Source organism: Neobacillus rhizosphaerae (assembly GCF_050477885.1).
GTDB classification, from domain to species: Bacteria; Bacillota; Bacilli; order Bacillales; family Cytobacillaceae; genus Neobacillus; species Neobacillus rhizosphaerae_A.
Genome location: NZ_JBCNAC010000105.1, coordinates 70,337 through 97,030, shown reverse-complemented (window position 1 = coordinate 97,030; position 26,694 = coordinate 70,337). Strand labels below are relative to the sequence as shown.

Genomic DNA, 26,694 nt, shown 5'->3' with positions numbered 1-26,694 from the left:
TGTACAAATGAAGATTTTTATTTATATAGCGCTCTCTGTGAATTTTTCATACGCTGCTGCTTAAGTTCAGTTGCCTTCATCACTGAACGTTTATTCCAATAATTATATAAATTCCCCATAAATATGCCGAAAAATAAGTAAGTTAAGCCTCCAAACATTCCATAAACAACAATACCTGAAATGGCTGAAATAACTCCAAACAAGATCTGATTCTTATATTTAGCAGGCGAAGTAGGAGGATCGGTAAGCATAAAAAGGCAAAAAAACATAGTAGCATTGATAAAAGGTGGGCGAAGTGCATCCACTGCATCACCAACTTGAAAATATCCCATTAAAAATAGCAACATAAAAAAGGTCCCCAAAAAGGCAAACACTTGAGGGAATTTATTCACTCGATCAGTAACCATATAACCACCAATCAGCAGGAACATCATTAGCCATGATGGTAAATCCCCAAATGCTCCCCACCAGCTCTGACCTGTATGAAAAATTAAAACTGATATTAATAATCCTATAGCTGCTGGGTTAAAAATAGGTTTCTTTTTGAATATCAAAAGATGTTTAGACAAGATGGCGATAGCAACTGTTCCTACCACATACGGCCAGGGGGTTGTTATACTCAAAACCAAAGAAATAATTAAGCCAGTAATAATAGCTCCATCTTTGCTACTTTTTCGATTAGTTATTTTGACATAGAAGAAATCTATAATAAATGCTGAAACAACGGCAATGAGAGCATTTCGAAGCCCCATTATTGTTTTGTATCCAATTGATGCGATAAGTAAATATGTTATTAAACTTATTGTGACATATCCTTTTGGTGTTTTCATCCATTTAACGGTTCTCATTTACATTCCTCCAGCCCTGATTATCTTTAACTCAGGTGTAATCAGCATACCCTTAAGATTCAGTTCTTCAATAACCTCTTTCCCCTTATCTTCACCTAGTAGAAATACTACAGTTGAAAAAGCATCAGCCATCATTGCAAAGGGAGCAACAATGCTACTGCTTACCAATTGATTGGGTGAAGACTTCGTGTTTGGATTCAAGATGTGATGTAAACTTGGAATCGTTTGATTCTTTCGTTCATAACTTCCAGATGTACAGATCGCTTCATTGGAAAGTTTAATCGTTTCAACCAGAAGCTCCCTATGATACGGATGCTGGATTCCAATTTCCCACGGGCTCCCCTTATCGTTCAGTCCACCAGCAAATATATCACCGCCAGCGTTGATGACAAACCCTTCGAAATCTATTAGTTCTTGAGCAGCTACATCAATCGCAAATCCTTTTGCTACTGCACCTAAATCGATCACTAAAGGTTTCATTATTGTTAAGGTCCTTGTTGATTGGCTTAATAATATATCCTGATAAGTAACTGTTTCAGCAGAAGGACTATGAATCATCGAGCCTGTTAAATAATGCCGATTAAATCCGTATTCCTCCATCACCTTCCCTACTGTAGGATCAAATAACCCATTCGTCATTCGAGCTATTTGAACGGCAAAGAATAGCGGTTCGAACAGATACGGACTAATTTTGACTGGTCTGCCGACATCTTGACAAGCTTTCATTAATTCACTTGAAGGACTAAATCGACTAGAAGCTTCTTCTACTCTTTGAAAAGCAAGAAACGCACGATTTATTTTCTCTTCTACCTCTTTTTCTTCCGCCTTCTGCGTTACAACCTGTATATCAACCATGGTATCCATAAATAATTTGGTTTTCCTCATAACTTACCCCACTATATTTAATGCTTGATTAAGGGCATCTTGAACGGCATCCTCAAATGCTTGCGTACTATATGTTGCACCTGAAACATTTATCACCTGAGCACTCTGATTCTTCAAGACTTCATCAGGAAGCCCCACAATGTCACTTTCGGAATAATGCATGGCAAAATTGCTTATTTCAACATCCGTAATCTTATCGTTTTGAATAGTTACCATAACATCAAGTGAACCCCGTCTATTCATTCCTGAACCAGTGAACGTACCATCTTTATATAGTTTATTTTTTTGAGTATCGCTAACCGAAAAACCATTTGTTGCTTTGTTATTTGTTTGTATGTTTTTCGCCACTTGATGAATAGGCTGTTCAATGCTCACCTGGTTTTCCGTCGTCAAATATCCAGCTGAGTAAACAGCTGCCACAGCTGTGGAACAAAGGATGATCCATTTTTTATCTATTTTTTTCATATAGAATCCCTCCTACAACATCTCAATCATCATTCCACAACAGTTTATCTTAGTAATCTTAGAATTTTATTTGAAAAAGGAAAGGAACCTACCAAAGTTTGGTGGTTCCTTTCCTCTTTTATAAATCCGACCAAAAGAACTGTACCGACAGTCCCATTGGTCCCTCATATTAAGATTTGCAAATACATTACTAAACAGTCATTTTCCAGTTTGATAAGGCCAACCAGTTTTCTTTTTCCTTATAATCAGGCATGATTTTTCCAACCAACCTCCAAAAAGAGCGGTCATGATTTAAATGGACCATATGACACATTTCGTGAACAACTACATAATCAATCACACTTTGTGGTGCCATAGCCAGCCTCCAATTAAAGGTTAACTGATGCCTTGAATCACAAGTTCCCCATGTAGTTTGGCTATCTGTGATCCGAATAGAACGTGGTTTTGTTTTAAAGTAACTTTGATATGAGGAGATGCTCTTTTCAACTATTGCTTTACACTGTTGATAATAGAAGCGTTTTAATGCATGTTTTATTTTCTCATCTTCTGGGTACATCACATATATATGTAATTGATTTTCCTCAAATTTTACGTAATCTTGGGTAATGGTACTGTCTTGAATGATCTGTATGGGAAAGGTGTTTCCTAAATAAAGAAATTTTTCACCATGATCATATACCTTTTCCTGCGGTCCTTGGAGCCGCTCTTTCATTTCTTTTAATTTTTGCTGAATGGGGTCCCAATTTTTCTCTAATAGTTGGATTACCTTTTCATCTGGTGTTCCTTTCGGTGCCTGGACTTCCACATTCCCATAGCTATCAATCGTGATACCCATTGAGGAACGATTCTTGTACTTAATTTCAAAACGTATCGTCTTATCTAAGTATGTGTGTATCATTTCATCACCTTTTTTACATTACTTAAAAAAATAGTGCCTGTCCCTCAGAAGGAACAGACACTAATATTATAAACTATATTAGTTTACAGCTTAATTTTTTTCCATGTATTTAAGGTAATACTCTAGCAGCACTCGTGAATTTTGCTGGGTTATAAGTGGAAATTTTCACCACATCACCCGTTTGTGGCGCATGAATATATTGTCCGCCCCCAATATAAATGCCAACATGGTAGGCAGGTGAACCTCTAAATACTAGATCTCCCGGCTGAACATCACTTGGAGAGATTCTTTTCCCAAAATTTTGCTGGTCTCGAGATACTCGTGGTAAATTAATGCCAACTTGACGGAACACATAACTTGTTAATCCTGAACAATCAAATCCGCTTGGTGTTGTTCCGCCCCAAACGTAAGGAACGCCTAAGTATCTTTCCGCAATGGCAATGACACTACTAGCCGTTGCAGAGGTAGATTCATTAGATAAATCGAACGATTTTGTTGTTTTTGTTGATTTTTTTACAACAGACTGCCTTTGTGCTTGTTGCGCAAGCCGTTGCTGAGCTAATTGAGCCTGGCGGCGTGCTTCTTCTTGTGCCTTTTGTTGAGCCAATTGATTCTGTTGGTTTTGTAATGTAGTCTTCGCAACAGCTAATTCTTTTTCAATTTCTACTTTATTCGCCTGGATATTTTTTTGTTCAGACGCTAATTCATTCTGACTCTTTTTTAATTGGTTGTACTCAGTACGTAACTTTTCCTCTGCATCTTTTAATGCTTGTTCTTTTTCATTTAAGCCGTTTAGTAAAGCAGTATCACTTTCCATGATGTTTGAAATAGCAGTAAAACGGGTAAAAAACTCAGAAAGGTTATTGGATGAAAGCAAAAGTTCTGCGTATGTAACAATGGACTGTTTCCCTTCGGCCTGAATGCTTTTTAGTCTTTCAGAATATACCTCTTTATGAGCATCTAAAGACTTTTTAGCTTCTTCAATATCAGCTTCTGTTTCAACAATTTTCCCTTGTTGTGTTTTTATTTGATCATTAAGTTTTTCACTTTTCTCCATTGCTACGGAGATTCGGTCGTCTAATTGTTGAACCCTTGTTTCAAATGTATCAATTTGTTCTTGTGTATTGTCGATTTGGCCTTGTGTCACTGATGTATCAGGACTCGCAAAAGTAGGTGTTGCTTGAATCGTAGTGGCAAGAATGGCAGCTGTAATTGTATATTTAAAGTATTTTTTTATCATTACATTATCTCCTCTTGTAACCTATCATTAATTCCAAATTCCTAATATATTACTAGTTTATACTCCAAATGGACTAATAACAATGCAATTGGCAGTAATGTAATATAATTGTAATTTTATGTAGAATAATCTGACAAAATTGTCGACATCTGCTGAGAAATATTTCTCAGCACCATAAAAAATAAGCCGCTATATTGTATAGCGACTTTGTAGGTATAGATTAAAATGAAAAAAAGGCGGATTATCCCCCCCTTTTTTTAATTTGTATGTAGCTCATTCCATTTCTTGACCAAACGCTTTGGTGCTGCACGCAAATAAGCTTCTTGAATGAGGTCATTCAATTCATCCCAGTTTTCTCCAACCGGATTTTGTATAGATACCCAGCCGTGATGTCCTATATACGGGGTTTTGTAAAAATGCTCTTTCTGTAGCAATAATTCTTGCGTTTCCCGATCTGACTTGAACGACAGGCTGAATTCCTTCTCACTTTCACCTGATATCACAAAGGATTTCCCATTGATCTTAAAAGTGTTGTGACCGAAACCGTCGATAAGTTCAGTTGCTTCAGGTAGTGCCAGGCAGATGCTTCGAACCTTTTCAAGCATGCCTACCGTGTCATGTGTTTTCATAATTCCATCCACCTAGCTGCCATGCTATTTCGCATTTGCATCGGGTTGATGAATTCCAAAAACATTGCCCTCGGTATCAACATAGTATCCTTGCCATGCCATTCCAGGCAGGGCGTATTTAGGCATGGCGACCTTGCCGCCATGTTCAAGAATTTTAGCCTCTGTTTGATCGTAATTTTCTACTCCCATAGTACAAGCATACCCATTCAATGCTTGGTTTGATTCAGGCGGCGCACTTTGACGCTGCATCAAAGCACCATTAATTCCTGGTTCATTTTCATCGCCTGTCACTGCTCCAAAGTATGGCATGCCCGCATACTCACTCCAATCCTGAAATGACCAGTCGAATACCTCTCCATAGAACTTCTTTGCCCGTTCCATGTTATCCACATGAATTTCAAAATGAACTAATCTTCCCATAATTGCCTCCTAATTTTTAAAAGATGAACTTTTCTAGGTTGCGTTTGAACTTTAGTAGAGTCCTTTATACTTCTCTATTATAGGGTAATTTAAGGAAATAAATCCCTTCAATAATTACAAAAGCGCAAGCGCCTTGGTCAGCCCCGATCAAGAAGCCTGGTAGATTGGCTAGCGAAGCGCAGACTGAGACCTAGTCGCCCTTACTCGTACAAAAGTCCTTAGCCTTTAGTAACCTGGCAACCTTGCCACGGGCATTAGACACTTTCCCTATATACCGGGCGTGAGCTTTTCCCCTTAGCTCGGGCATTAGAACCTTCCCCTATTTACCGATCTTGCGCTTTTTCCCATACCTTGGGCATTAGAACCTTCCCCTATTTACCGATCTTGCGCTTTTCCCCTTACCACGGGCATTAGAACCTTCCCCTATTTACCGGTTGTGAGCTTTTCCCCTTAGCTCGGGCATTAGAACCTTCCCCTATTTACCGATCTTGCGCTTTTTCCCATACCTTGGGCATTAGAACCTTCCTCTATTTACCGGTCGCACACTTTTTCTCTTAACACGGGCATTAGAACCTTCCCCTATTTACCGATCTTGCGCTTTTTCCCATACCTTGGGCATTAGAACCTTCCCCTATTTACCGATCTTGCGCTTTTTCCCTTACCACGGGCATTAGAAACTCCTCCTATTTACCGGGCGTGAGCTTTTCCCCTTACCACGGGCATTAGAACCTTCCCCTATTTACCAGGCGTGAGCTTTTCCCCTTACCACGGGCATTAGAAACTCCTCCTATTTACCGGGCGTGAGCTTTTCCCCTTACCACGGGCATTAGAACCTTCCCCTATTTACCGGTGGGCTTTCCATTGGGGAGGGGGCATAAAATACCACACTATCAAGGAATGTGGCTGTAACAAATTTTTATACATTCTTATCTTTTTAAAAAGGCAGTTCCCCCTTCGAAGAGAGACTGCCTTTTTGCATTTTACACTATTTTTTTCTCAAAACTTACGTCCGTATCCTTCTTTCTAGAAAATAAATTTGCTAGTGCTTCCGGAAGAGCCATTAATGCCGGAACAAAGATTGGAAGCAATATAAAACAAAGGATGACTAGCCCTGCAATAACAGCTATCGCCAGTTCTGATAAAAGGATGATACCCGAAGGCATCAGTGTGGCAAAGGTACCACCGAGTATGATAACTGCTGCTATAATCACACCGCCTATTTGCTTTGAAGCCAACACGATTGCCTCTTTAGCCGGCAAATGTGGATATTCCTTAAATCGCATCATTAAGAATATACTATAGTCTACTCCTAAAGCGACAATGATGATAAAGGAGAAGAATGGTACGAAGGAAGAAATACCTGCTAGCCCCTTCAAGTCTATGAAAATATAGTTTATGACGAACATGGCTGCATAGTATGCCCCAACAAGGGACGCAGTGATGAAAACCGGTGTCCAGAAAGATCGTATAACAAAAAACAGTACAAGCAATACTCCGATAATGACGATTGTAGTTGTTTTATTTAAATCTCTGGTCAATACATTATTCATATCGTTTGTTGTCGCACTTGGTCCGGATGTTCCACTCTTGGCATCTGATAGAGCGGTGCCTTCAAGTCCATCTGAAACTGTTTGATTGATTTTGTCTACGGTTTTTAAAGCACTCTCTGAATATGGATCATCATTCAGAACAACCATGAATTTGGTGATTTTTCTATCTTCGGACATGAATGTGTCAAATGATTTTTTAAAGTCCTTGTTAGTCAACGCTTCCTTTGGCATAAAGAAGGTTTTATTCGTATTAAGCTGTGTTAAGTAACCATTTGTTTGTCCTAGTCCGTCAGAGATTTGCTGTAAACCATTGTTTACATCTGACAGCTTTTCTCCGAAGACACTGAATCCATTGAGACCGTCTGCCAGCTGTTGCTGACCTGATTTCATCTGACCCAATCCATTCGTGACGTTGTTCATATTGGTTACGATGGTGCCGATTCCTGAAGAGGCTCTACCAAGTCCAGATTCAAGCACTTTCAACCCATCTGCCATTTTCGTTAAACCGTTGCTCATGTCGGTCAGATTATTATTAGCTGCTTCAAAGCCAGTAGTTACTGCATTATAATTAGCATTTAATGCTTGGATTCCTTCAGGCGTAATTTGACCTAATGATGCTGATGTCTCATCAATTTTTCGCTTCAAATCTACATAGTTTTTATCACTTTGAGACTCTCCATAACTGCTTCCTAATGCCGTTACCAAAGATTGCATTTCCGACAACTCAGCTTTTACCCTTAAAAGCTCTTGGGCGGCATATTGATAACGTGAGCCCATCTCAGCATAGCCAGCCTGCATCTTCCCATAATTATCACCTAACACGCTAACACCATTGCTCATTTGGGAAAGATTCTTGTCAATCGTAGCGAGCCCGTTCGTAATTGTTTGAGAACTACTTGACCCATCCTTGATACTCGTTTGGATTCTCTTTAACCCATCAGTTAAGTCAGTCATTCCATCTTGAAGCTTAGCCGTGCCATCCACCATTTGACTGACCTTGGAAAAATCCGCCGATCCAAATCCTTCTTGTGCTTCTTTCAATCCATCATGGATTTGATCCACACCACCTTGAGTTTGTGACAAGCCATCCGTAACAGCCCCCATTTGATTATCGACATAAAAACCGTCAATTGGCTTACCTTGGGGTTGTGTGATGGATGAAACCTGCTTCACTCCTTTAATCCCCTTCACTCTCTCGGTTATATTGTCAATGACTGCAAGCGATTCATTATTATCAAGTGCTTTGCTAGTTTCGATGACAACAGTCGCAGGCATTGCCTGACCCTTACCAAAGTGATCCGCTACTAAATTAATAGCTTTAGATGAAGGGTATTTATTTCCAAGTTCTCCAATGGTATCAAAGTTTAGTTTTTCCTGATGCAAGTACATCATGGGTCCAATGATCAAAAGTATGATAACCACGGATATAATTGGATGCTTAACAGCAAAAGAGGATGTACTTCCCCAAAACTTGTTTTCCTTATGACCGATAACACTCTTTGACGGCCAGAAAAGCTTTTGGCCTAACACCTTCATGACAAATGGGGTTAAGGTCAATATTTCAAGCAGTAATATAGTTACCCCGATGACAACCACAACACCAGATCGATAGATAGGGGATTCGGCAAAAATGAGCGCAAGGAAAGCAATAAATACAGTCAGTATGCTGTACGCAATTGTTTTACCTGCCGTTTTATAGGTGTTAAAGATTGATTCATCTATAGAATGACCATGGGATAGTTCTTCCTTAAATCGATTAAAAAGAAGGATGTTATAATCCGTTCCAATCCCAAAAAGGATAAGGACCAGGAGCATTTGAGTAAGACTGGTTATTGGAAATCCTGCTTTATCAATTAATTGAGCGGCAATTCCCATGGAAACAAGATAGGAAAAAGCCACAGCCACTAAGGAAATCAACGGTGTAACGACTGACCTAAAGGCAATGATAAGAACTACTAAAATAAAAATAACGGTTAATGCCGCACTTTTTTCAACACCTGCCTGTGACGCCTTCAGATAATCATTATTGATAAAGTCTTCACCACTAAGATAGTAGTCAATAGGTACATGATCCAATTTGCTTTCAATCTGTTTTTGGATATCATCTATTTCTCGCCCTCTTTTATCCAGCTTATAGCTCACCATAAGTGTCGTACCATCTTTAGATACTAAAGAGCTTTTGGCTTCGGGGATACTGAAGGGATCCATGATGTTAGCAATACCAAGTTCTGCACCGCTCTCGCGAATGGTTTCTACCGCATCACCGATTTTCTCCATTTCGTCATCTGATATTTTATTTTTATCGTAAAAAACGATAAGGTTGTTCGTCCCTTTCGTTGTATCCATCTTTTTCAAGATACGATCCGCCATTACTGAAGGGCTGTCATTACTCGTTCCTTGCTGCCCTTTTTGCCGCAAAATTGCATTGATGTCCGGTTGAATGACTGTAAGTACAATCGTCGCAATCAGCCAAATTGAAAATATAGCCCAGCGGCCTTTAATAATCTTTCTCACCTTAAATCCTCCGTTATTTAATATTTATTTTGTTTTTTCAGGAAAGTATAAAACATCAAAGAATTCACGATTATCCATTCCTTCTGCCGCCATTTTTTCCTTAACAGCAGAAACCAATAATCTCATGCCCTTTTCAACTATCTCTTGTTCACTTGGATTTAATTGATTTAATACACCTAGTAATGACTTATTTGCGATATCAGATATGTCTTCATTTATTCCTTTTGCTAATTCATTGGAAAGTGATATCTCCACTGAACGTTTATCTTTAGGGTTAGGAGTTTTCACAAGAAGCCCTTTTGAAGTAAGTCGTTCAACGATATCTGAAACCGTACTTTGGGTCATTTTAAGGTTTTGAGAAAGATGCTTGATACTGATTTTTTTATGAGCAAACACTTCTCCAATTACTCTTGCTTGGGGAATAGTGACACCACGCTCTTCGGAATGTTGCTGAAGACTTTTCATTAGATAACTTTGTAATAGATCAATAGATTCACGAATAAAAACGGCTCTTTCCTCCATTTATTAACCCCTTTCAAAAAAATAGCACACGATATATCCCGCAAGATACATCGTGTGCTATCTATCGTAAAATTTACTATCCACTTTGTCAATTAAAAGATATCTTGAAAAACATCATAAATGAGTAATATTTATCAATTGCGTGTGTTCATCCGGTTTATGAAGGACAAAACTAGGTTGTACTACATGAAAAATGTCCTTCATCCGGGTTATGAAGGACAAAAATCGGTTGAATAACATGAAAAATGTCCTTCATCCGGGTTATGAAGGACAAATCCTAATGTGATTTTTCATGTGAATAAAATGGTGAGAATAAATCAGAGATTGGACCTACTTTTACAGTTGTGCACCCTGTAAGTAAACCCGTTATCACTAGACTGGGTGGGTTGATTATTTATTTATAAATTTTATTAGTTTAGTATTTCTTTTGCTTTTTCCTTCATATCGTTAAACCGTTCATTTAATAGGTTTAGAATCGTTTCGTCGGCTGTAAAATGCATGACGATGGCCTGTATTTCGCGTTTATTGAATTTGCCACGTTCATGAATTTTGTATCCTCTTCCGTTAAGTTTATACCTGATCATAAAACTGTCAGCTTTACTTTCTTCTCTCGGATAAACCTGTAGAAAATGAAGTACTGCCTCATGGCATGTACAATCTGGATTCATACAATATGAGTCAGCGACCAAAAATAGCTTTCCCATACAATCTAAGGGAAAAAAATCGTTGTTTTGATTGGGGAAAATCTCTGCATAACACACAGTGACGCCTTTGGCAATTTTACTCAGAACTGCATTCATACTACCGCTCCTTTTTTATATCATCGGATTTCACGGCAACTTTCCCATTTATTCTAGTTATTAAATATCTATTTTTGTTTCATCACTTTAACAGGAAGTTATTATAAGACGGCATGATCGTGGGTTTAAAATGGTGAAAAGTTAAGGGGAAGATTGCAGGTTTACAAGAATGGAATCTACATTTCAAAACTATTTATTTAGCCAAAATACACTTTAACACTCTCTTCTTTTTTTGCTGTTGCTAAACAGTTTTGTATAAAATCTAGGATTTGTTTTAGATCCCAATTTTGAGTATCACCATTTTTATACAATTGTTTGTACTCATTCAAAGCCTTTTCAATTTGTTGTATTGAGAAGGTAGACCAATCTCCTGACCCACTAACTCCTGCATAGTATTTATCTGCCTCAAGTAAGCTGTACAGTATCGTAGCATTATAATTCCCCATGCTAAAACGTGCATAAGCAATTTCTTTTCCTTCTTTATTGACTCCATAAATATCGTGACCCATTATTTTTCCTCCTTCAAAATTAAATATAAATACTAGAAATGTCTTAAAATGATAGTATAGTATACTTTGTTTATCACTCCTTTCAGGTTTTTATTAAAACATTTTTTGTTGAAACTGCATGAAAAAAAGGTGTTATCGTAGAAAAATGTGAAGATTCAATTAGGTGGTTGTTCAGAAACGTTGGCATAATTCACTAGTTGTTTTCATTATTTAGGGGTTTCATGTGTTCAATGGGGTTAAAAATTGTGGGTAAGTGCTAGAGGTAAAGTGAAGTTTTCAATATAATAATTTCATGTTCGGTTAAACTTGTCAATCACCTATTATTCGACAAAATTTGAGCATTTTCCTGGGGGATGCCACAGGGGCGGTTCTTTGGCTTTGTAGGGTCTTCCCTATATCAAAGATCCAGCAGAACCGACCCCCCAGCACTAATTTTGACTAATATTTATGTTATCAAGGTATACGGTGGTGGCTGCATTTCCACCGGCGATGTTTCCTAGTTCGAAAACAATTTTCCCATCAGAGAAGGTGTCTTCTGTCATTATAAAGGTAAAGCTGTACCGCTTCATCTCGCTTGTTAAATCAAAGGTTTTTGTTGGAGCATAGGAGATAAACCATGGATCAGATGTGAGTTCTTTTCCAATATTAACGTTCACTTTTCTGCCTATATCAGCACTTGCATCAAATTCAATCGTATAACTTGCTCCCTTCTGAAATAGCAAGTCCTTTTGAAAAACTTGAGGCGAATAGCTTGCTCCCCCAACCTGCGTAATATCTACCTTTAATTTACCATTTTCAGAGGTCATAGTACCCCCAGCATACCCGCTCCACTGGTCACCCCACCAGGAAGACCAATGATCAGTCCCTTGATCAAAGGTTCCATTATCAACTCCAGCAGTAGAAGTATCTGGAACAGGCGGCTCCATGCCTTTTACTTTGAGTACGACATTATCAATAAATACATCATGGGCACCTAATGGTGAACTAGATGACTTTCCTAATTGAAATTTAATCGCAGTTAGATCATCTGCCCTCATTTTTAATTCAAATACATACGACTGCATTTGATCTGTAAGTGTTGCCTTTTGATCAAAATATCGATTGTACTGAGCATTCTCAACCGTTACCTCGATATCTCTTGGCTTGGTAGAGCGAGCATCAAAGGACACTTCATACGTTACTCCCTTTGCTAGGCTCATGTTTTCCTGTTGAAGCATAACGCTCCACGATTCATTACCTTCATTTCCTATAGCCACTTTTGCCTCGCTATTATCGGCAGTAATTTGTGCACTTGCATCATAATGAACATAATTGCTCCAATTACTTAGGCCCTCATCAAAGCTTCCATTTTTAAGAGGGAATAAATCTATATTGCCATAATCAACATCATCGGAGGTCTTAAATAATCTTACATCATCCAAATACACATCCGCAGATTGGCCACCAAAGTTAAAAACAAATTGTCCATTCGAATCAGTTATAGTTTTAGGCATTGTAAAGGTGACTGTTTTTTCTTCCATTGTAGGCGTAAGTTCAATAGTTTGTGGACCGGAATAGCTTGTCTCCCCGTCTTGACTCTTGAAATCCACTTGGATGGTCCGCGGTTCATCCGCTCTTGCTCTAAAGGTTGCTTTATAGTCATTTCCCTTTACAAGATACATTCCTTTTTGGTTAACCTGTACGGCATCGGGATTCGCACCGCCATCCTGAATGGAAACATGTAATTCCCGTGTTGCCTCATTCACTGATGGTGTTGCTGAAGCACCAGCCGTTACAAAGTTCCAATAAGTCATTCGGTCCATACGGCCTTGATCAAACGTCCCATTATAGACATGATTTCCATCGGGAAGCGGCTGTTTTGCGGCATCATCATCTTCAACTAATCCTGTAATATCTTCCACACGAACATTTCCGATCCATACAGGGCTTGTCCCATTGCCACCTAAATTAAACTCAAGTCTTGATTCAAGATCTGTGTCATTTAACATATCAAACGTAAATCCATAGGTTTGAACTTGGTCACTAAGTATAAAGGTTTCTTCATTGGAATATTTGACCCAGCCTCTTGAAGCCCCAGCTCCAACCTTAACCATCATATTTCTGGCAGCTGTAGATTTCGCATCAAAACTCACTTTATATTTTCCACCTTTGCCTAGTGAAAGGTTTTGAATCTGCTGTAGGGAATACAACTGCGTCCCAGGATTTTCAATCATAATTTTTGAAAAATTAACCCCATTTATTGGATCAATACTAACTGAGCCTGAACCACCGAAATCCGGTAAATGGACAAAATTCCAATAAAGCGGATTCAAATTTATATCCGACTGCGCAATGTCTGTTACTGGTTGTTCGTATTGATTATCATAGATTAAATTCCCATCTACCAAAGGTTGTTTTGCATTGTCAGGTAAAACAACTGGCTCTAGAGCAGGTTCAACTGGTTCACGGTATTCCCTCTTCTTCAAATCATACACACGGACATAATCAATCTCCATTTGGCTTGGAAATTTGGTCGTGGCATCAGGATCGCCATCAAAGTTACCACCCACTGCAAGGTTCATAATTAAGTAAAATTCTTGGTCAAATGGTGCTGGAAAAGAATATTTTGCTGCATTATCTTTTCCTTTGGAGTACCATTTGTTTTGAGTTTCATATAGTTCCCCATCCACATACCATCGAATTTCTCCCGGCTCCCATTCCAGCGCATACGTATGCCACTTATCTACTCCTCTTTGTTTAGGCAATGTATATTCCTTACCAATAAATTTGTTATTGGGCCAACCCTCCCCATAATGGATCGTTCCTGCTACAGTATTTGGTCTGCTACCCCAGCCCTCGGCAATATCAATCTCTCCTGAAGCAGCCCAAGCACCATATTTATCTTCTTCTGGAAGCATCCAAATCGCTGGCCATAGGCCTTTACCAGTTGGTAGCTTTGCTTTAATTTCATAACGTCCATACTTTTTACTGAAAAGGTTTTTTGTCTTTAACTTCGCTGATGTATATTCGTATGTCCCTAATTCGTCTGAAACCTGCTCTTTTTTTGCTTTAATTACGAGCTTGCCGTCTTGAACATAGGAGTTTTCCTTAGAATCAGAATAATATTCCTTTTCATTGTTTCCCCAACCTGGCGTGATTGCCTTTCCTTCGCTATCTTTCATCCAGTTCCCAATATCATAGCTCCATTTGGTGTGATCAATCTCTGTTCCATTAAATTCATCTGACCAAACTAGTGACCATTCTGATTTGTTCGACTCGTTTTGCTGAGCCTTCTCATTTGATGGTAGTTTACTGCTTGCTTCTGCTCCCAATAGGTTTCCCGGCATAAGCAGCATGGCACTCATTATTATCGCTAATTTTTTCTTCAAGCCCATTCCTCCTTCTAATTCTAATAGAATAAAAAGTTTAGTTATTAAAAGTATCACCTCCCTTGCGAACAATCTGTAATTTATAAAGTCTCTTTATCTAATTTTCTATTAGTAATGTAGTGATGGAATGCTCTGGAAGCCTTACCTCTGTAAACTCTCCTGCTAAATCTATCGTGACTGATTCTGGCAGATCACAGGGGTTCATAATGACAACAGCAAGTGACCCATTTTCATTTCTAAAGGCAGTTGCCTTTAATGTTTCCGACTCCAGATCAAATCCAATTCGTACTGCATTAGGTTTGATATATTTACTAAAATGGCCAATATAATAATAGGAACTGTTATAGTGAATTTCACCTGTTTTTGTATCAACAATGATAGGTGCATCGCAGTAATTCCCCACATGATTAGGTCCTCCCACTTCATTGAGAACCAGATTCCAATCAATCCATCCTTCCAACCAATTATTAAGATCTCCAATGATGTTACGAGCATAACGTTCACCGGTATGCCAAACCCCTAGCTGAACACCACCTTCTATACAGCCTTCCGTAAAGATTAAATGTTTATCTGGAAAATCCTGATGAATTTTCGATAGATTCTCGAATTCCTCTGAAACATACCAATGGATTCCCGTTCCCCATATATATTTTGCGGCTTCAGAATCTGACAATATAGTAGTTGCACGTTCGTAGGCGATGTCCCGATTATGATCCCATATAATAATTTTCTTCTCCTGCAGCCCCTCTTGCTCCAATATAGGTCCTAAGTAATTTTTCACAAAATCTCTTTCTTCCTCTGCAGTGTACCTGCAAGAATCCCAGACTTGAGTTGCTTCAGGCTCATTCTGGACAGTGACACCCCATATAGGAATTCCTTCTGCTTCCATCGCCTTTATATATTTTGCGTAATACATCGCCCAAGCAGAAAAGTACTCTGGCTTAAGCTTACCGCCATGATTCATCTCATTATTTGTTTTCATCCATGCAGGCGGACTCCACGGGGAGGAAAGAAGTGTTAATTCTTGCCCTCCTACTTTCATGGCATCTTTGATTAAAGGCAAGACATATTTTTGCTCCCGCTCAATGGAAAAGGTCTTCAACTCAGCATCATTTTCCTCAACATACGTATAATTCTCCAAAGCAAAATCACAGCTATGAATATGAGTTCGTCCCAATGTATATCCGAGTCCAGTTTTTTTATTAAAATAGCTCTCTATCACTCGTTTTCGATCCTCATCCGTAATTTGTGCCAGAGTGTAGGCAGCTGCCTCAGTAAATGCACCTCCAAATCCCATAAACGTTTGGTAGCTTTTCTCTAAATCGAGTCGCAAAGTAGTTGTTCCCTGTAAGGGGACACCCGTGGTAACCAACGGTGTTTCCTTTTCTGCCAATTGATCTCCTGTGTTTTTAGCCGTTTGTATGACTTTTACTTTCACCAGAATCATCCCAATCTATTTAGTCTAAATATGCTTCAATTCTATTAATTTCTCCCGCCCTTATCATCTGCGCGTATGGAGCTTCAATCCTTACAGTATTGATCGTAACTGCACCGTCATTACCATAAAGAATATACTTTTTGATTGAAACACCATCGATTCCAAACGTGTTTTTCCGTTTAGGATTATGATAGGTTACTAGAGTTCGCCCTAAGAAAGAAAATTCGACTTTTCCATTCTCATCAAATAACCAATCCGGTAAAATCGGCTGCAGACGTAATATAAGACTTCCTTCTTTTTCAGAAAATACTTCTTTCCCCATCATCATCGTCTGCCACATCGTCAAAAATTCGGCTGTTGTTCCACTAAGTCTTGCCACGAATCCCTGTCCATGAACATTTGGGTCCGGATTTACACTGCTTGCAATAAACGAAGAATTCTCCAATACACTTCGCCCGTATACTTCAGGATTCATAAACGGCGGGAGTGCGTACTTTATGTCTTGATAGAATTCCTCGTATAGCCCTGCTTTTAACACGCCAAGAAGATATTTAAATTCCATGTGCATAAAGATGGATTCACGTTCAAGCCACCCAGGTGTGAAAGCTCTTGAACGGCCAATTTCAAAGGTTTCCATTTCAAGTGATGCAGAGGTTTTATACATATGGAGTTTGGAATCAAAGATATCTGATTCTCTGACTGCCTGATACATCTTTCTAGCTTTTTCAGGTGAAGTTATTTTAAACGCTCTTGCTGGTCCTTCAAGAAAATGAGGAAGGACGTGTACCTTAAAGCCATTTACCTTTACATAAGGAAGTCCTTGTTCATTGGTCATCTCCACTCCATTTTCCCCTATGATTTTTTCGTAGCTTGTAGCTTCATAGTAAAGATAAGTTGGAACAAGGCCATTACCTAATTCGATAGCTCTCTCAATTCCCTCATCTACCTTAAGAAGGAATTCCTTCGTAAATGCTTCTAGCTCTTTTAATGAAAGGAAGACTTCCTCATCTCTGAAGCCATTCCTTACATCTTCACGGTATTGTTCACGGGCTGTTGCTATATAATCCCAGTAGTGATAATGATCAAACTCTTGAATGTTGTATTTACGCAAACCTTCCATAACAGCCAAAAGCAACTGATGGACTTCAACTGGCAGAGAAATCGAACGGCTTTCTGTTTTACAAGTAGTTAAAATAAACTCTAGGACCCTTCTTAATTCAAGGGTTTCACTTAATGCTGAACCCAATAATCCTGGCAATCCGTTCATTGAGTCATTCCAGCCTGGTTTATTCGCTTCCATTTCAATGCCTATTCCCAACGGATCAAGGGTCGCAAACTTAACAAGACCGAGCGTAAATAGTTTGCTAAATAAATTGGTTGTATACTCTTCTCCCGTTTGAGACTTCAACCAATTACTTGTTTGCTCATGATGCTCTTCAACAATCGCGTTATATTGTCTTACAGAATTGTCTTTTAGCACATACTTTTCTGAACGAGGCTTAACAAAAACAGGGCTAGAGAAATAACGATAACTATCATCCTCAAATAATAGCTGGCTTCTCTTTTCCGGATAGATTTTTAAATGATTTTCAATTAAATCAAGGTTGTAGGTCCAGTGATCCATCCAGTACCCCTCCCCAAATTCTGCCACTGTAGTTTGCTTGCTCCTAGTGAGTATGATTTTTAAAAACTCTGGCAATGAAGTGGTCAGGGAAATTTTTCTGTCGACTATGGTTTGCAATAAATCCCCAGGTGTGAAGGCCCTTTGTAACTTCTTAAAGATGTAATCATAATCGGAAGAATGTTCAAATAGAGCCTGCAGCCAATCTAGTTTCGTTTTTTCTTCAAGTTCAAAACCAGACCCTTTCACGACTAGTGGATTATACCCATCTGCTTGTATGAGACTCATGAATAATTTAATATTGTAATCTCCTATTTCAGGATGGAAAAATACATCATTTCTCCGATTTTGGTTTACATCCCTGAAGTTTCCATTTCCTTGGGAGAAAAACTCAGGAGCAAGGGAGAAAAAGTTGTAATCTCTTTCTAAATCTCCGTGTTTACGTGAAAATACATAATAAACAAAGGGATCTTGCTCTGTAGGAAGAAGGACTGGATAACCTCCTCGTAAAATATTATCCAAATAACTTTGCTGACAATAAGCATCAAATAATGGGTCGTTAGTCTTTGTGAAGATGTCACTTGTCAAATCAGTAACAAGTTTATTAGCCTCAAGAAATTTTCTCTCCATATAATCCGTTGAGGTTATTTCCTTCGCTTTCTCATTGATAATTTCAATGTCCATAACATGTCCAATAAGCGTGTATAGGGTTGCCTGCTCTCGTGGATTTAGTTTTTTAGAAAAACCGGAAAAACCACAAGGCACCTTATTAGCAGTAATAGGTTTACTAGAAATAATGGCATCAACCGACTGGGCAGCGAATTCCGTTGGATAGGTCTTAGCAGTGTTAAATCCAAAAATCAGATCTGCATCTACGATAGGTTCCAATAGCTCTCCATTGTTAATAAAACTTAAATAGAAATGTCCTTTCGTTACTTCTTCTACTTCTGCTGTATCATTTGTAGAAGACCTTACACGGTAATATGGAATTTTCTTATCTAAATTAAAAACATCCATCCAGCTTTTTAGTGTATTTCCTACTGCTTTATAGGCTGCGTCTTCCACCCCAAAAGGTATAATGGCAGGGAGACCATCTACTACCTCCAAATCTAAAGTACGGTCCGAGATATTAATTAGTTCAACTTTACGAACAAGCCCAGCATAGTTTTCATTAGGCATAGTGAAATAGGTTACTATAGTTTTCACGCCGTGTTCATGATTGATTTCTTCTATTTTTAACTCGTTTTCCTTAATAAACATTCTTCTTGTTGGGTTTTCATAGGGGCGATAGGTCGTGAATGGCTCAAAAATGACTTCTCCGCTAGAGTCCTTCACCTTTACAAAGGTACGAAAGCCATTCGTTGATACTCGCTCATAAGCCTGGTTCGCTGGATAAAACTCTGTAATCGCATTATTTTTATCCTTTATTCCAAAGCTAACAATTCCCTGACCGCGATTGACATAGAACGACCACATAGGAATGCCGTATAAACCAGCTAGACCTGGTAGGAAGCTAGAAAACGGTTTTGCCTGATCAAATTGATCAATAACAAAATACTGTTCTTCATTAAATCGGTAATTCGCCATATTCCTGCACCTCGATGTATGTATTTTTAGTAGATTGAAAGCGTAATCATTTGTTTGCAAATAGAGTTTTTCCTTTCATTCTTATTGTATCGTTGAAAGAAAATCTTCTTTAGATAGTGAATTTTGTATCAGGTGTCAATATTTTAGAAACAGTAAAAAATGTATCTGGGAAAGCCTTTAAAAACAAAAAAAGATGAGCTAAGTCGCTCACCTGTACATTTTTTGTTCCCTATATTCTGTTGGGGATACTCCTTCAATTTCTCGGAAGACTCTCGTAAATTGCTTTGGATTTTTATACCCAACCATTTCACTGATTTCAAACACTTTGTACTCTGAATCTGCTAATAGTTTTTTAGCATGATTAATCCGAATCATCTTCAGGTAATCGACAAAGTTTTGATTTGTATATTCTTTAAACATATGACTGAAGTAAGAGTAATTAAGAGAAATATAATTGGATACAACAGCAAGATTTAGATCCTTTGAAAAATTTTCTTCTATATAATGTAATGCCTTATCCATATATTTTTGTTCTGAATAGACTTGTCTTAGCTTTTTATGATATTCATGTAAGCGAAGCAACAACTCTTCAACGGCTTGATAATACGCATGAAAATTTTCAAAGTTGTAAATATCTTGGATCTTATCATACAGACATGTAACATCACTGGACTCTTTCCCTATTTTAGTAAGTGTACTTTCAAGAAGAATGTGGTTGATTTCTTTACTTAGTGCTTCCATATACGTAATATTACTTTTCGCTATTTTATCATAATCGAGTACTTTTAGAAGATATGATTTTATTTCTTGCTCTCGTTCCGTACCAATCATATTAACAATTTTTTTCAGTAAATCTATAGGGATGTTTAAATTAGTAGGTTTTCCTTTTACATTTTCATAGAAAACAATCTGATTTGCTGGAAATAGGAAGTGATATTTAAGAGAAAAGATTGCCTCTTCATACCCCTCTCTTAAAGATTTTAATTTCTGCTTCTTGTCACTAACCCCTATCGAATAGCTAAAATATTTTTGTTTCCCTAAGAACTCATTTAATTCAAGGAATCTATTTTCCTTTGTTATCACTACAACATGCTCATCTTTATCTAGAAAACAAACAACATCACTACTATGCTCTGTCATTGTCTTAAAGAAATCCTTAATTCTTCCTAGCAGACCCTCGCCATCAATTTTTTTACAATTTTTCACAACCCCCACATGAAATCCATCCATATAGGCTTCTATTTGCATATTGCTGCATAGGTCCAAAATTTTGCCTTCATCAAGGTTGGGGTTCAATAAGATATAATTTAACTGATTTGCTCGAAATTCATCCAGGTGCTGAAAAGCCATCTGATTATTGATTTTAAGTTCATTTAAGATATCTTTTAAATCTTGGTAAAGTTCATGGCGTTTCACAGGTTTTAAAAGATAATCTTTCACCCGACATTTAATAGCTGCTTTTGCAAATTCAAAGTCATCAAATCCACTAAGAATAATAGTAGCAGGCATAGGAATCTCCATACACTGAATCTCTTTAATGAGTGAAATACCATCCATCCTCGGCATTTTTATATCAGTGATTAAAATATCGACTTTTTCATTCTGAATCTTTTCAATAGCATCCATTCCGTCAAATGCTGTTTCAGTTGTGAAAACGTCTGAAAATTCTCTATCAATCATTGCCTTTATTCCCAAACGAATCATCTTTTCATCGTCAACGATTAAAATCTTATACATTGCGTCCCGCTCCCTTGATGCTTCTATATGGCAGTTTAATTATGACAGTAGTTCCTTCGCCAAGAACACTGATGACTTCTATTCCATAATCATTTCCATAGAATAAAGTAATTCTTTCGTTTAGATTTCTAAGTCCAATTCCATTTCCTTTTCCCTTATCCGTTTCGGTTATTGGATTGTCAGAGGTCATTTTATTGTGTAAGCTGGCTGTTTGTTCCATTGTCATGCCAACACCATTATCTTCCACTTCTATAAATACATGTTCCTCTTCTATTCTAGCTCTAACTTCAATAATCCCTGGCCCTTTTAATAAATTGGGTCTTATCCCGTGTTTCACTGAATTTTCTAAAATAGGCTGAAGGGACATCTTTAAAACTTCTTGTTCTTTTAGATCAGGTGGAACCTCCACTTTAAGCGTTAAACCTCCATCCAATCGCAAATCCATTATATTAATATAATTTCTAATGTGTTCGATTTCTTCTTTCAAACATACTACATCATTTTTCCATTTTAGGTTATACCTCATCATCTCACCTAAGGAGGTAACTGAATCTGAAATCTGATAATTACCCTCAATTTCGGCCATCATCTTTATGTTTTCTAAAGTATTGTATAGAAAATGAGAATCAATTTGAGTTTTTAAGGCATTTAGCTCTGCTTCTTTTTTAGCAGCCTGTTTATTGACTGCTTCTGTTATTAATTCATTTATTTTATTTAACATATTACGAAAATGAGTAGCGAGCTGTCCTATTTCATTGTGATCACTTATATCCACATTTACGGAAAAATCCCCTTTTTCTACTCTCTTCATGGATTCAATCAATTCCATCATTCTTTTTAAAAGGAATCTAGTTAAAGCATTGGTAAGCAGGGATAAAATAATGATTAAAACAACAATCCCTACTAAAACCATATATCTTGTTTTAGTAATTTGTTTATAAATACCTTCTAAAGAAATCAAATTTAACATATAGGAGTCTATCCCATCAATGTAAACGGATACAACCATATATTCTGTGTTTTCATTTTTAAAAAGAAAACTATTGTTTGTCTTTTTCTTATTTGCTTCAAACGATTTCTTTAAATTAGTTAGATTGACTTGCTTTTCTTTCAAGAAATTATTATAGGGATTTTGAATGATGTTTCCTTTCGCATCAATTACAATCATTTCAGAAGTAGGCTCCTTAACGGAGCTAAACATTTTCGGAAAGAAATTGTACAGGAGCATGTCTACTTCTATAATGCCTAGATGCTCATCTTTAGGATATTCTATTTCTCTCAATAATGAGATTTTAGACTGGTTTTTCGAGGTCTGCCTGCCAAGAATATCTTTATCCTCTTCAAACCACCATAATTCCGTTCCATTAAGGGCATTCACCTCATTCAGCCAAGGCTTGTCTAAAATTCTTTTTTCCCGAAACAAAATGGGCCACATCTCGGTGATATAAGGGTTGGAAGTATAGACATGAATATTTTCTATAGTAGGGTTGTTAAACTGCAATTTACTAACATTGGAGATTGATTTCGTATTAAAATCTATTAAATCACTAATATTGGTGTCATTGCGGTATTTCACATAATCTATAAATGAACGATCTGCAACGATCATTTGAGCTGTTCGTCTTATGGTTTCAATATTGTTCAAGATATGAATTTTTTCAATTTCTAACATGTGTTCATTTTTGTTTTCAACATCTTTTAATGCACTATCGAAAAGTTGATGGGTATACCTCAGGGTAAAGGTCATAATTGGAATCATAATGATAATAATATATAAACCGACTAATTTTTTTTGCAAAGACAATCGGTCTATTAACAACTTTAGCCTATGAATGATGGAAAATGCCATGATGATCCCCCTGAAGTTTACTATATTTCTAGTATAATTTTTTCACACCTAAAAACAAATGATTTTCAAGAATAAATAAAAAATGCAAACAGAGACTCCCCCATATGGGGTCAGCCTCTGTCTGGATTATGATTACTTACTTCCAACTTCTAACTTCTTCTTGTTTGCTTCATACATTTCTTGCTGGTATTTTTCAACCTTATCTAAACCGTAAGAATCACGTTTCTTCAGGAAGTCTTTAAACATTGAATCGAACTCTTTATCTGACTTAGCTAGTAATAGTTTTGGTAAAGTTTTACCCCATAATTGGGCAATTTTGCTTGCTGCAATCCCTTCTGGTGATGTACCAGTAGGGCTGATACCGTCGAATGCTGCAAAGCTAACTGTTTTTCCTTTTGTCCAGTCTTCCATTTGTTTAGCTGGCTCCGCAGTTGGCGGAGCCCAATCAAGGCTCATATTGGTATCCATTAACATCCAATATTTAAATGAAGCACCGTATTTTTGGTCAAAACCAGCACGATCTTTGTTTAATAAATCTAGAACTTCAGGCTTAAATTCTGGTTTACCGTTCACCATATCATAGGTAAGACCTTCTTTACCCATGTATAAATCCTTTTGTCCTTCTTCACTAATTAAATAACTTAAGAATTTAATGGCTCTTTCCTTGTCCTTAACATTCTTAGAGATTAACGTAACCGTCCATCCTGAAATGCCGTCTCCTGCAAGGGTAGGCTCGTCACCTTTGGAATTCTTAGGACCATCTACTGCAATGTAAACAGAATTTGGATCTTTTGCATATAAGGCCTGTTCTTGTGCTGCAAGGTCACTGCGCTGATATAACATAGCAAAATATCTGCCTTGCGCAATCTTTTCTTCCATTTGAGGGCGTTTATCAATAAAGATATCTTTAGATAACAGTCCTTTTTCATTCGCTAATCTGAACGTCTTTAACCAGCGAAGGTATTCAGGATCTTTCGTACGATCATAAAGTTTTCCGTCTTTTTCCATTGGAATAGCTAAGAAATTCTGAAGATATCCTTCTAAAGAAGTATTCCCTACATCAGTAAATTCATTTAATCCGAATGGAATAAGTGGTGCTCCGTTTACAGTTGGATATTTCTCTTTTACTGCTTCAAGTGCTTTCAAGAATCCTTCTGGTGTACTCATGTCAGGACTACCGATAGCTTCATACATATCTTTTCTTACTAAGAATGTTTGGTTTGATGGTTTAAGGTCTTTATACTTTTCGAAATCCTTTGGTGACGAAGAAGCATTTGGATAACCATAGGTATTTCCGTCTTCCTGCTTAAACCACTCAATCTTAGTTGGGTCTGTAACTTTAACGAAGTATGGATCATATTGATCTGCTAGTTCATTTAAAGGAAGTACAAGCTTTCCTTCAATCATTTTCTTAACTGCATCTTCCCACCAGCCGAGTGTGATGAAATCTGGCAGTTGACCTGATGCAATCATTGTATTCATTTTTTCTGCTTCATTCCCCGCTGGAGAGATGAAGTTGACTGATACACCTGTTTTATCTGTTACATATTTTGAAACGGCATCATCACCCCATTTACCAGTAAACCATGAAAAGTTTACATACCAATCAAAGGTAATCGGTGATGTATCTTTCTTCCAGCCTGGCTCATCTGCCGAAGCTGTTGTTTTATTTTCTTTCTTTTCTTTTGAGGAAGCGGTTTCATCTGTCTTCGAAGAACATCCAGCTGTCATTACAGCTAAGAAAAGTGCTAAAACCAGTGTTAAGATGAAACTTTTGGACCAAAAATTCTTTTTCATGCTGAACCCCTCTCATCAATTTGTCTTTTTTTGGCGATACAACTGCCACTCTTTTTATGTAGTACAAAGCTATTATTCAAGTCGATACCCATCATTATAACTCTGAAACTGTATAAAAAGAGTGAAGAATTGTAACGCATTTAGTATTTATTTAAACATCTCCTAAGGGAGAAAATTTAAACCAAAATAAATCATCCTTTAACAGAACCAATCAGCATTCCTTTAACAAAATATTTTTGCAGGAATGGATACACCAGCATAATAGGCAAGGTGGTTACAACCATTGTTGCTAGTTTTATGGATTGGGAGGTTACTGTTTTTGCTGCAATTCCTCCTGGTGCATTCACCAACATCTGATTTGAACTCGACTCCGCCACAACTTTGTAAAGGTAGGTTTGAATCGGCTGCAAGTCAGGATTATTTACGAAGATGACTCCTGCGAAATAATCATTCCATTGGTAAACTCCATGGAATAACGCAATAGTTGCAATAACTGGCATAGACAAAGGGATAATCACCTTAAGGAAGATCATAAAATCGTTCGCGCCATCAATTTTTGCTGCTTCTTCCAAAGAGGCAGGGAGCTCTCTAAAGAAGGAAACAAATATGATTAGATCAAAGAAGTTAAACATAGCTGGAACAATATAGACTAAGAAATTATCATATAAACCTAAATCTCTGATTAGCAGGAAATAGGGAATTAACCCTCCGCTAAAGAACATTGTTATAACTCCAATAAACATATATATATTTCTGCCTATTAACTCTTTTCTAGAAAACGCATAGGCTACCATTGCTGTAAAAAACACATGAATGGCTGTTCCGATTACCGTTTTAGCAACCGTGACCCCAAATGATGTTACAATCCCTGGATTAGCAAAAACCGCTTTATAATTTTCAATGGTAAATTCCCTTGGCCACCAATAAATGCCGCCCTTCATGGCATCCATACCCTCATTAAAGGAATTGATAATGACATACCAGATGGGATAGATGGTGATGGCGCATATCAAGAGCATGAGAAGGATGTTGATATTGTCAAAAATATACTCTTTCTTCGTTCGTCTGTTTAATCTAAAAATCTTAAACATGCTTTCATCACCTCCTAGAATAGTGTTGTGCCATTTAGCTTCTTTGTTACCTTATTAGCAGCTATTAGCAATATGAAAGCAATAACTGATTTTAACAATCCAACTGCTGTTGCATACGAGTATCTTGCATTTTGAAGACCCACTTTATAAACATAAGTGTCTATTACGTTACTAGCGCTTTCATTTAAAGAGTTACGAAGAACTAGAATTTGATCAAAATTGGAATTAAGCACTCCACTTACGGCAAGGACAAAAAGAATGGTAATCGTAGGCTTTATTGATGGCAGGGTAATATGCCACATTTTTTGAAGACGGCTGGCTCCATCAATCGTAGCGGACTCATATAGTTCTGGAGAAACACCGGCAATGGCAGCTAAATAAATAATGGCCGACCATCCAAGTTCCTTCCAAATATCTGAAATGATTACTATAGACCAGAAATTATCCGGTTCTCCTAAATAGTTGACCCTTTCGGAAGTAAGTCCGAGGTTCATTAAAATATCGTTAATAAGACCAATGTCTGCTAGCCATGTTGTTAAGATTCCACCTAACACTACCCAAGATAAAAAGTGTGGTAAGTAGGTAATCGTTTGAACAGCCTTTTTTAACTTTAACGAAGTTAATTCGTTAAGCATCAGTGCAAAAATAATTGGAAGCGGGAAACCGATGAGTAACTTAATAAAGCTAATACCAAGGGTGTTCTTTAAGACAATCATAAAATTATCATCTTGAATAAATTCCTTGAATTGGTCCAATCCAACCCATGGTGCTTCCGAAATTGGCCTGACAATATTGAATTCCTTGAAAGAGATGATCAAGCCATACATAGGAATATAATTAAAAATAATCATCCAAATAACACCGAGGATAGCCATAATGTGCAAATATTTCTGAGCAGCTATGGTTCTTAACACTTTTTTAAATTT

19 protein-coding genes are annotated in these 26,694 nt (G+C 37.5%); all 19 read right to left on the bottom strand.

What is annotated here, in order from left to right; translation table 11 throughout:
* Positions 1-17: 17 nt before the first annotated feature.
* Complete coding sequence (locus ABES03_RS14460) at positions 18-848, bottom strand: RnfABCDGE type electron transport complex subunit D (protein ID WP_430118002.1); 831 nt, start codon at positions 846-848, stop codon at positions 18-20.
* Positions 849-1,733 carry an FAD:protein FMN transferase gene (locus ABES03_RS14455; protein ID WP_430118001.1) on the bottom strand — a complete coding sequence of 295 codons (885 nt, stop codon included), beginning with the start codon at positions 1,731-1,733 and terminating at the stop codon, positions 849-851.
* Between the two features lie 3 nt (positions 1,734-1,736).
* Entirely contained in the window at positions 1,737-2,198 is a 462-nt protein-coding gene (locus ABES03_RS14450) for an FMN-binding protein (protein WP_430118000.1), read from the bottom strand.
* A gap of 190 nt (positions 2,199-2,388) precedes the next feature.
* Positions 2,389-3,096, bottom strand: coding sequence for a M48 family metallopeptidase (locus tag ABES03_RS14445; RefSeq protein ID WP_430117998.1), 708 nt, complete (start codon positions 3,094-3,096; stop codon positions 2,389-2,391).
* Between the two features lie 109 nt (positions 3,097-3,205).
* Complete coding sequence (locus ABES03_RS14440; protein ID WP_430117996.1) at positions 3,206-4,336, bottom strand: NlpC/P60 family protein; 1,131 nt, start codon at positions 4,334-4,336, stop codon at positions 3,206-3,208.
* 257 nt (positions 4,337-4,593) lie between these two features.
* Positions 4,594-4,965 carry an MmcQ/YjbR family DNA-binding protein gene (locus ABES03_RS14435; protein ID WP_430117995.1) on the bottom strand — a complete coding sequence of 124 codons (372 nt, stop codon included), beginning with the start codon at positions 4,963-4,965 and terminating at the stop codon, positions 4,594-4,596.
* Between the two features lie 24 nt (positions 4,966-4,989).
* The gene (locus tag ABES03_RS14430) at positions 4,990-5,385 is read right to left on the bottom strand and encodes a VOC family protein (RefSeq protein ID WP_430117993.1); all 396 of its coding nucleotides are present in this window, start codon (positions 5,383-5,385) and stop codon (positions 4,990-4,992) included.
* A 980-nt stretch (positions 5,386-6,365) separates the two neighbouring features.
* Positions 6,366-9,449 (bottom strand): MMPL family transporter, encoded by a 3,084-nt coding sequence (locus ABES03_RS14425; RefSeq protein ID WP_430117992.1) that lies wholly within the window; start codon positions 9,447-9,449, stop codon positions 6,366-6,368.
* A 24-nt stretch (positions 9,450-9,473) separates the two neighbouring features.
* Positions 9,474-9,971, bottom strand: a complete 498-nt coding sequence (locus tag ABES03_RS14420) for a MarR family winged helix-turn-helix transcriptional regulator (protein ID WP_430117990.1) — start codon at positions 9,969-9,971, stop codon at positions 9,474-9,476.
* A 410-nt stretch (positions 9,972-10,381) separates the two neighbouring features.
* Positions 10,382-10,771 (bottom strand): hypothetical protein, encoded by a 390-nt coding sequence (locus ABES03_RS14415; RefSeq protein WP_430117988.1) that lies wholly within the window; start codon positions 10,769-10,771, stop codon positions 10,382-10,384.
* Positions 10,772-10,968: 197 nt separating this feature from the next.
* The gene (locus tag ABES03_RS14410; protein ID WP_430117987.1) at positions 10,969-11,280 is read right to left on the bottom strand and encodes a hypothetical protein; all 312 of its coding nucleotides are present in this window, start codon (positions 11,278-11,280) and stop codon (positions 10,969-10,971) included.
* Between the two features lie 428 nt (positions 11,281-11,708).
* Entirely contained in the window at positions 11,709-14,648 is a 2,940-nt protein-coding gene (locus tag ABES03_RS14405) for a carbohydrate binding domain-containing protein (RefSeq protein ID WP_430117986.1), read from the bottom strand.
* Positions 14,649-14,745: 97 nt separating this feature from the next.
* Complete coding sequence (locus ABES03_RS14400) at positions 14,746-16,089, bottom strand: glycoside hydrolase family 30 protein (protein WP_430118041.1); 1,344 nt, start codon at positions 16,087-16,089, stop codon at positions 14,746-14,748.
* A gap of 16 nt (positions 16,090-16,105) precedes the next feature.
* Entirely contained in the window at positions 16,106-19,294 is a 3,189-nt protein-coding gene (locus ABES03_RS14395; RefSeq protein WP_430117984.1) for a cellobiose phosphorylase, read from the bottom strand.
* A gap of 207 nt (positions 19,295-19,501) precedes the next feature.
* Positions 19,502-21,031 carry a response regulator gene (locus tag ABES03_RS14390; RefSeq protein ID WP_430117983.1) on the bottom strand — a complete coding sequence of 510 codons (1,530 nt, stop codon included), beginning with the start codon at positions 21,029-21,031 and terminating at the stop codon, positions 19,502-19,504.
* On the bottom strand, positions 21,024-22,880 hold the full coding sequence (locus ABES03_RS14385; RefSeq protein WP_430117982.1) for a sensor histidine kinase: 1,857 nt from the start codon (positions 22,878-22,880) through the stop codon (positions 21,024-21,026). Before ABES03_RS14385 ends, ABES03_RS14390 begins: the two co-directional genes overlap by 8 nt.
* A 132-nt stretch (positions 22,881-23,012) precedes the next feature.
* A complete protein-coding gene (locus tag ABES03_RS14380; RefSeq protein WP_430117980.1) occupies positions 23,013-24,677 on the bottom strand; it encodes an extracellular solute-binding protein in 1,665 nt (554 codons plus the stop codon).
* A 191-nt stretch (positions 24,678-24,868) separates the two neighbouring features.
* Complete coding sequence (locus tag ABES03_RS14375) at positions 24,869-25,768, bottom strand: carbohydrate ABC transporter permease (protein ID WP_430117978.1); 900 nt, start codon at positions 25,766-25,768, stop codon at positions 24,869-24,871.
* 14 nt (positions 25,769-25,782) lie between these two features.
* Entirely contained in the window at positions 25,783-26,682 is a 900-nt protein-coding gene (locus ABES03_RS14370) for an ABC transporter permease (RefSeq protein ID WP_430118039.1), read from the bottom strand.
* Positions 26,683-26,694: the final 12 nt, after the last annotated feature.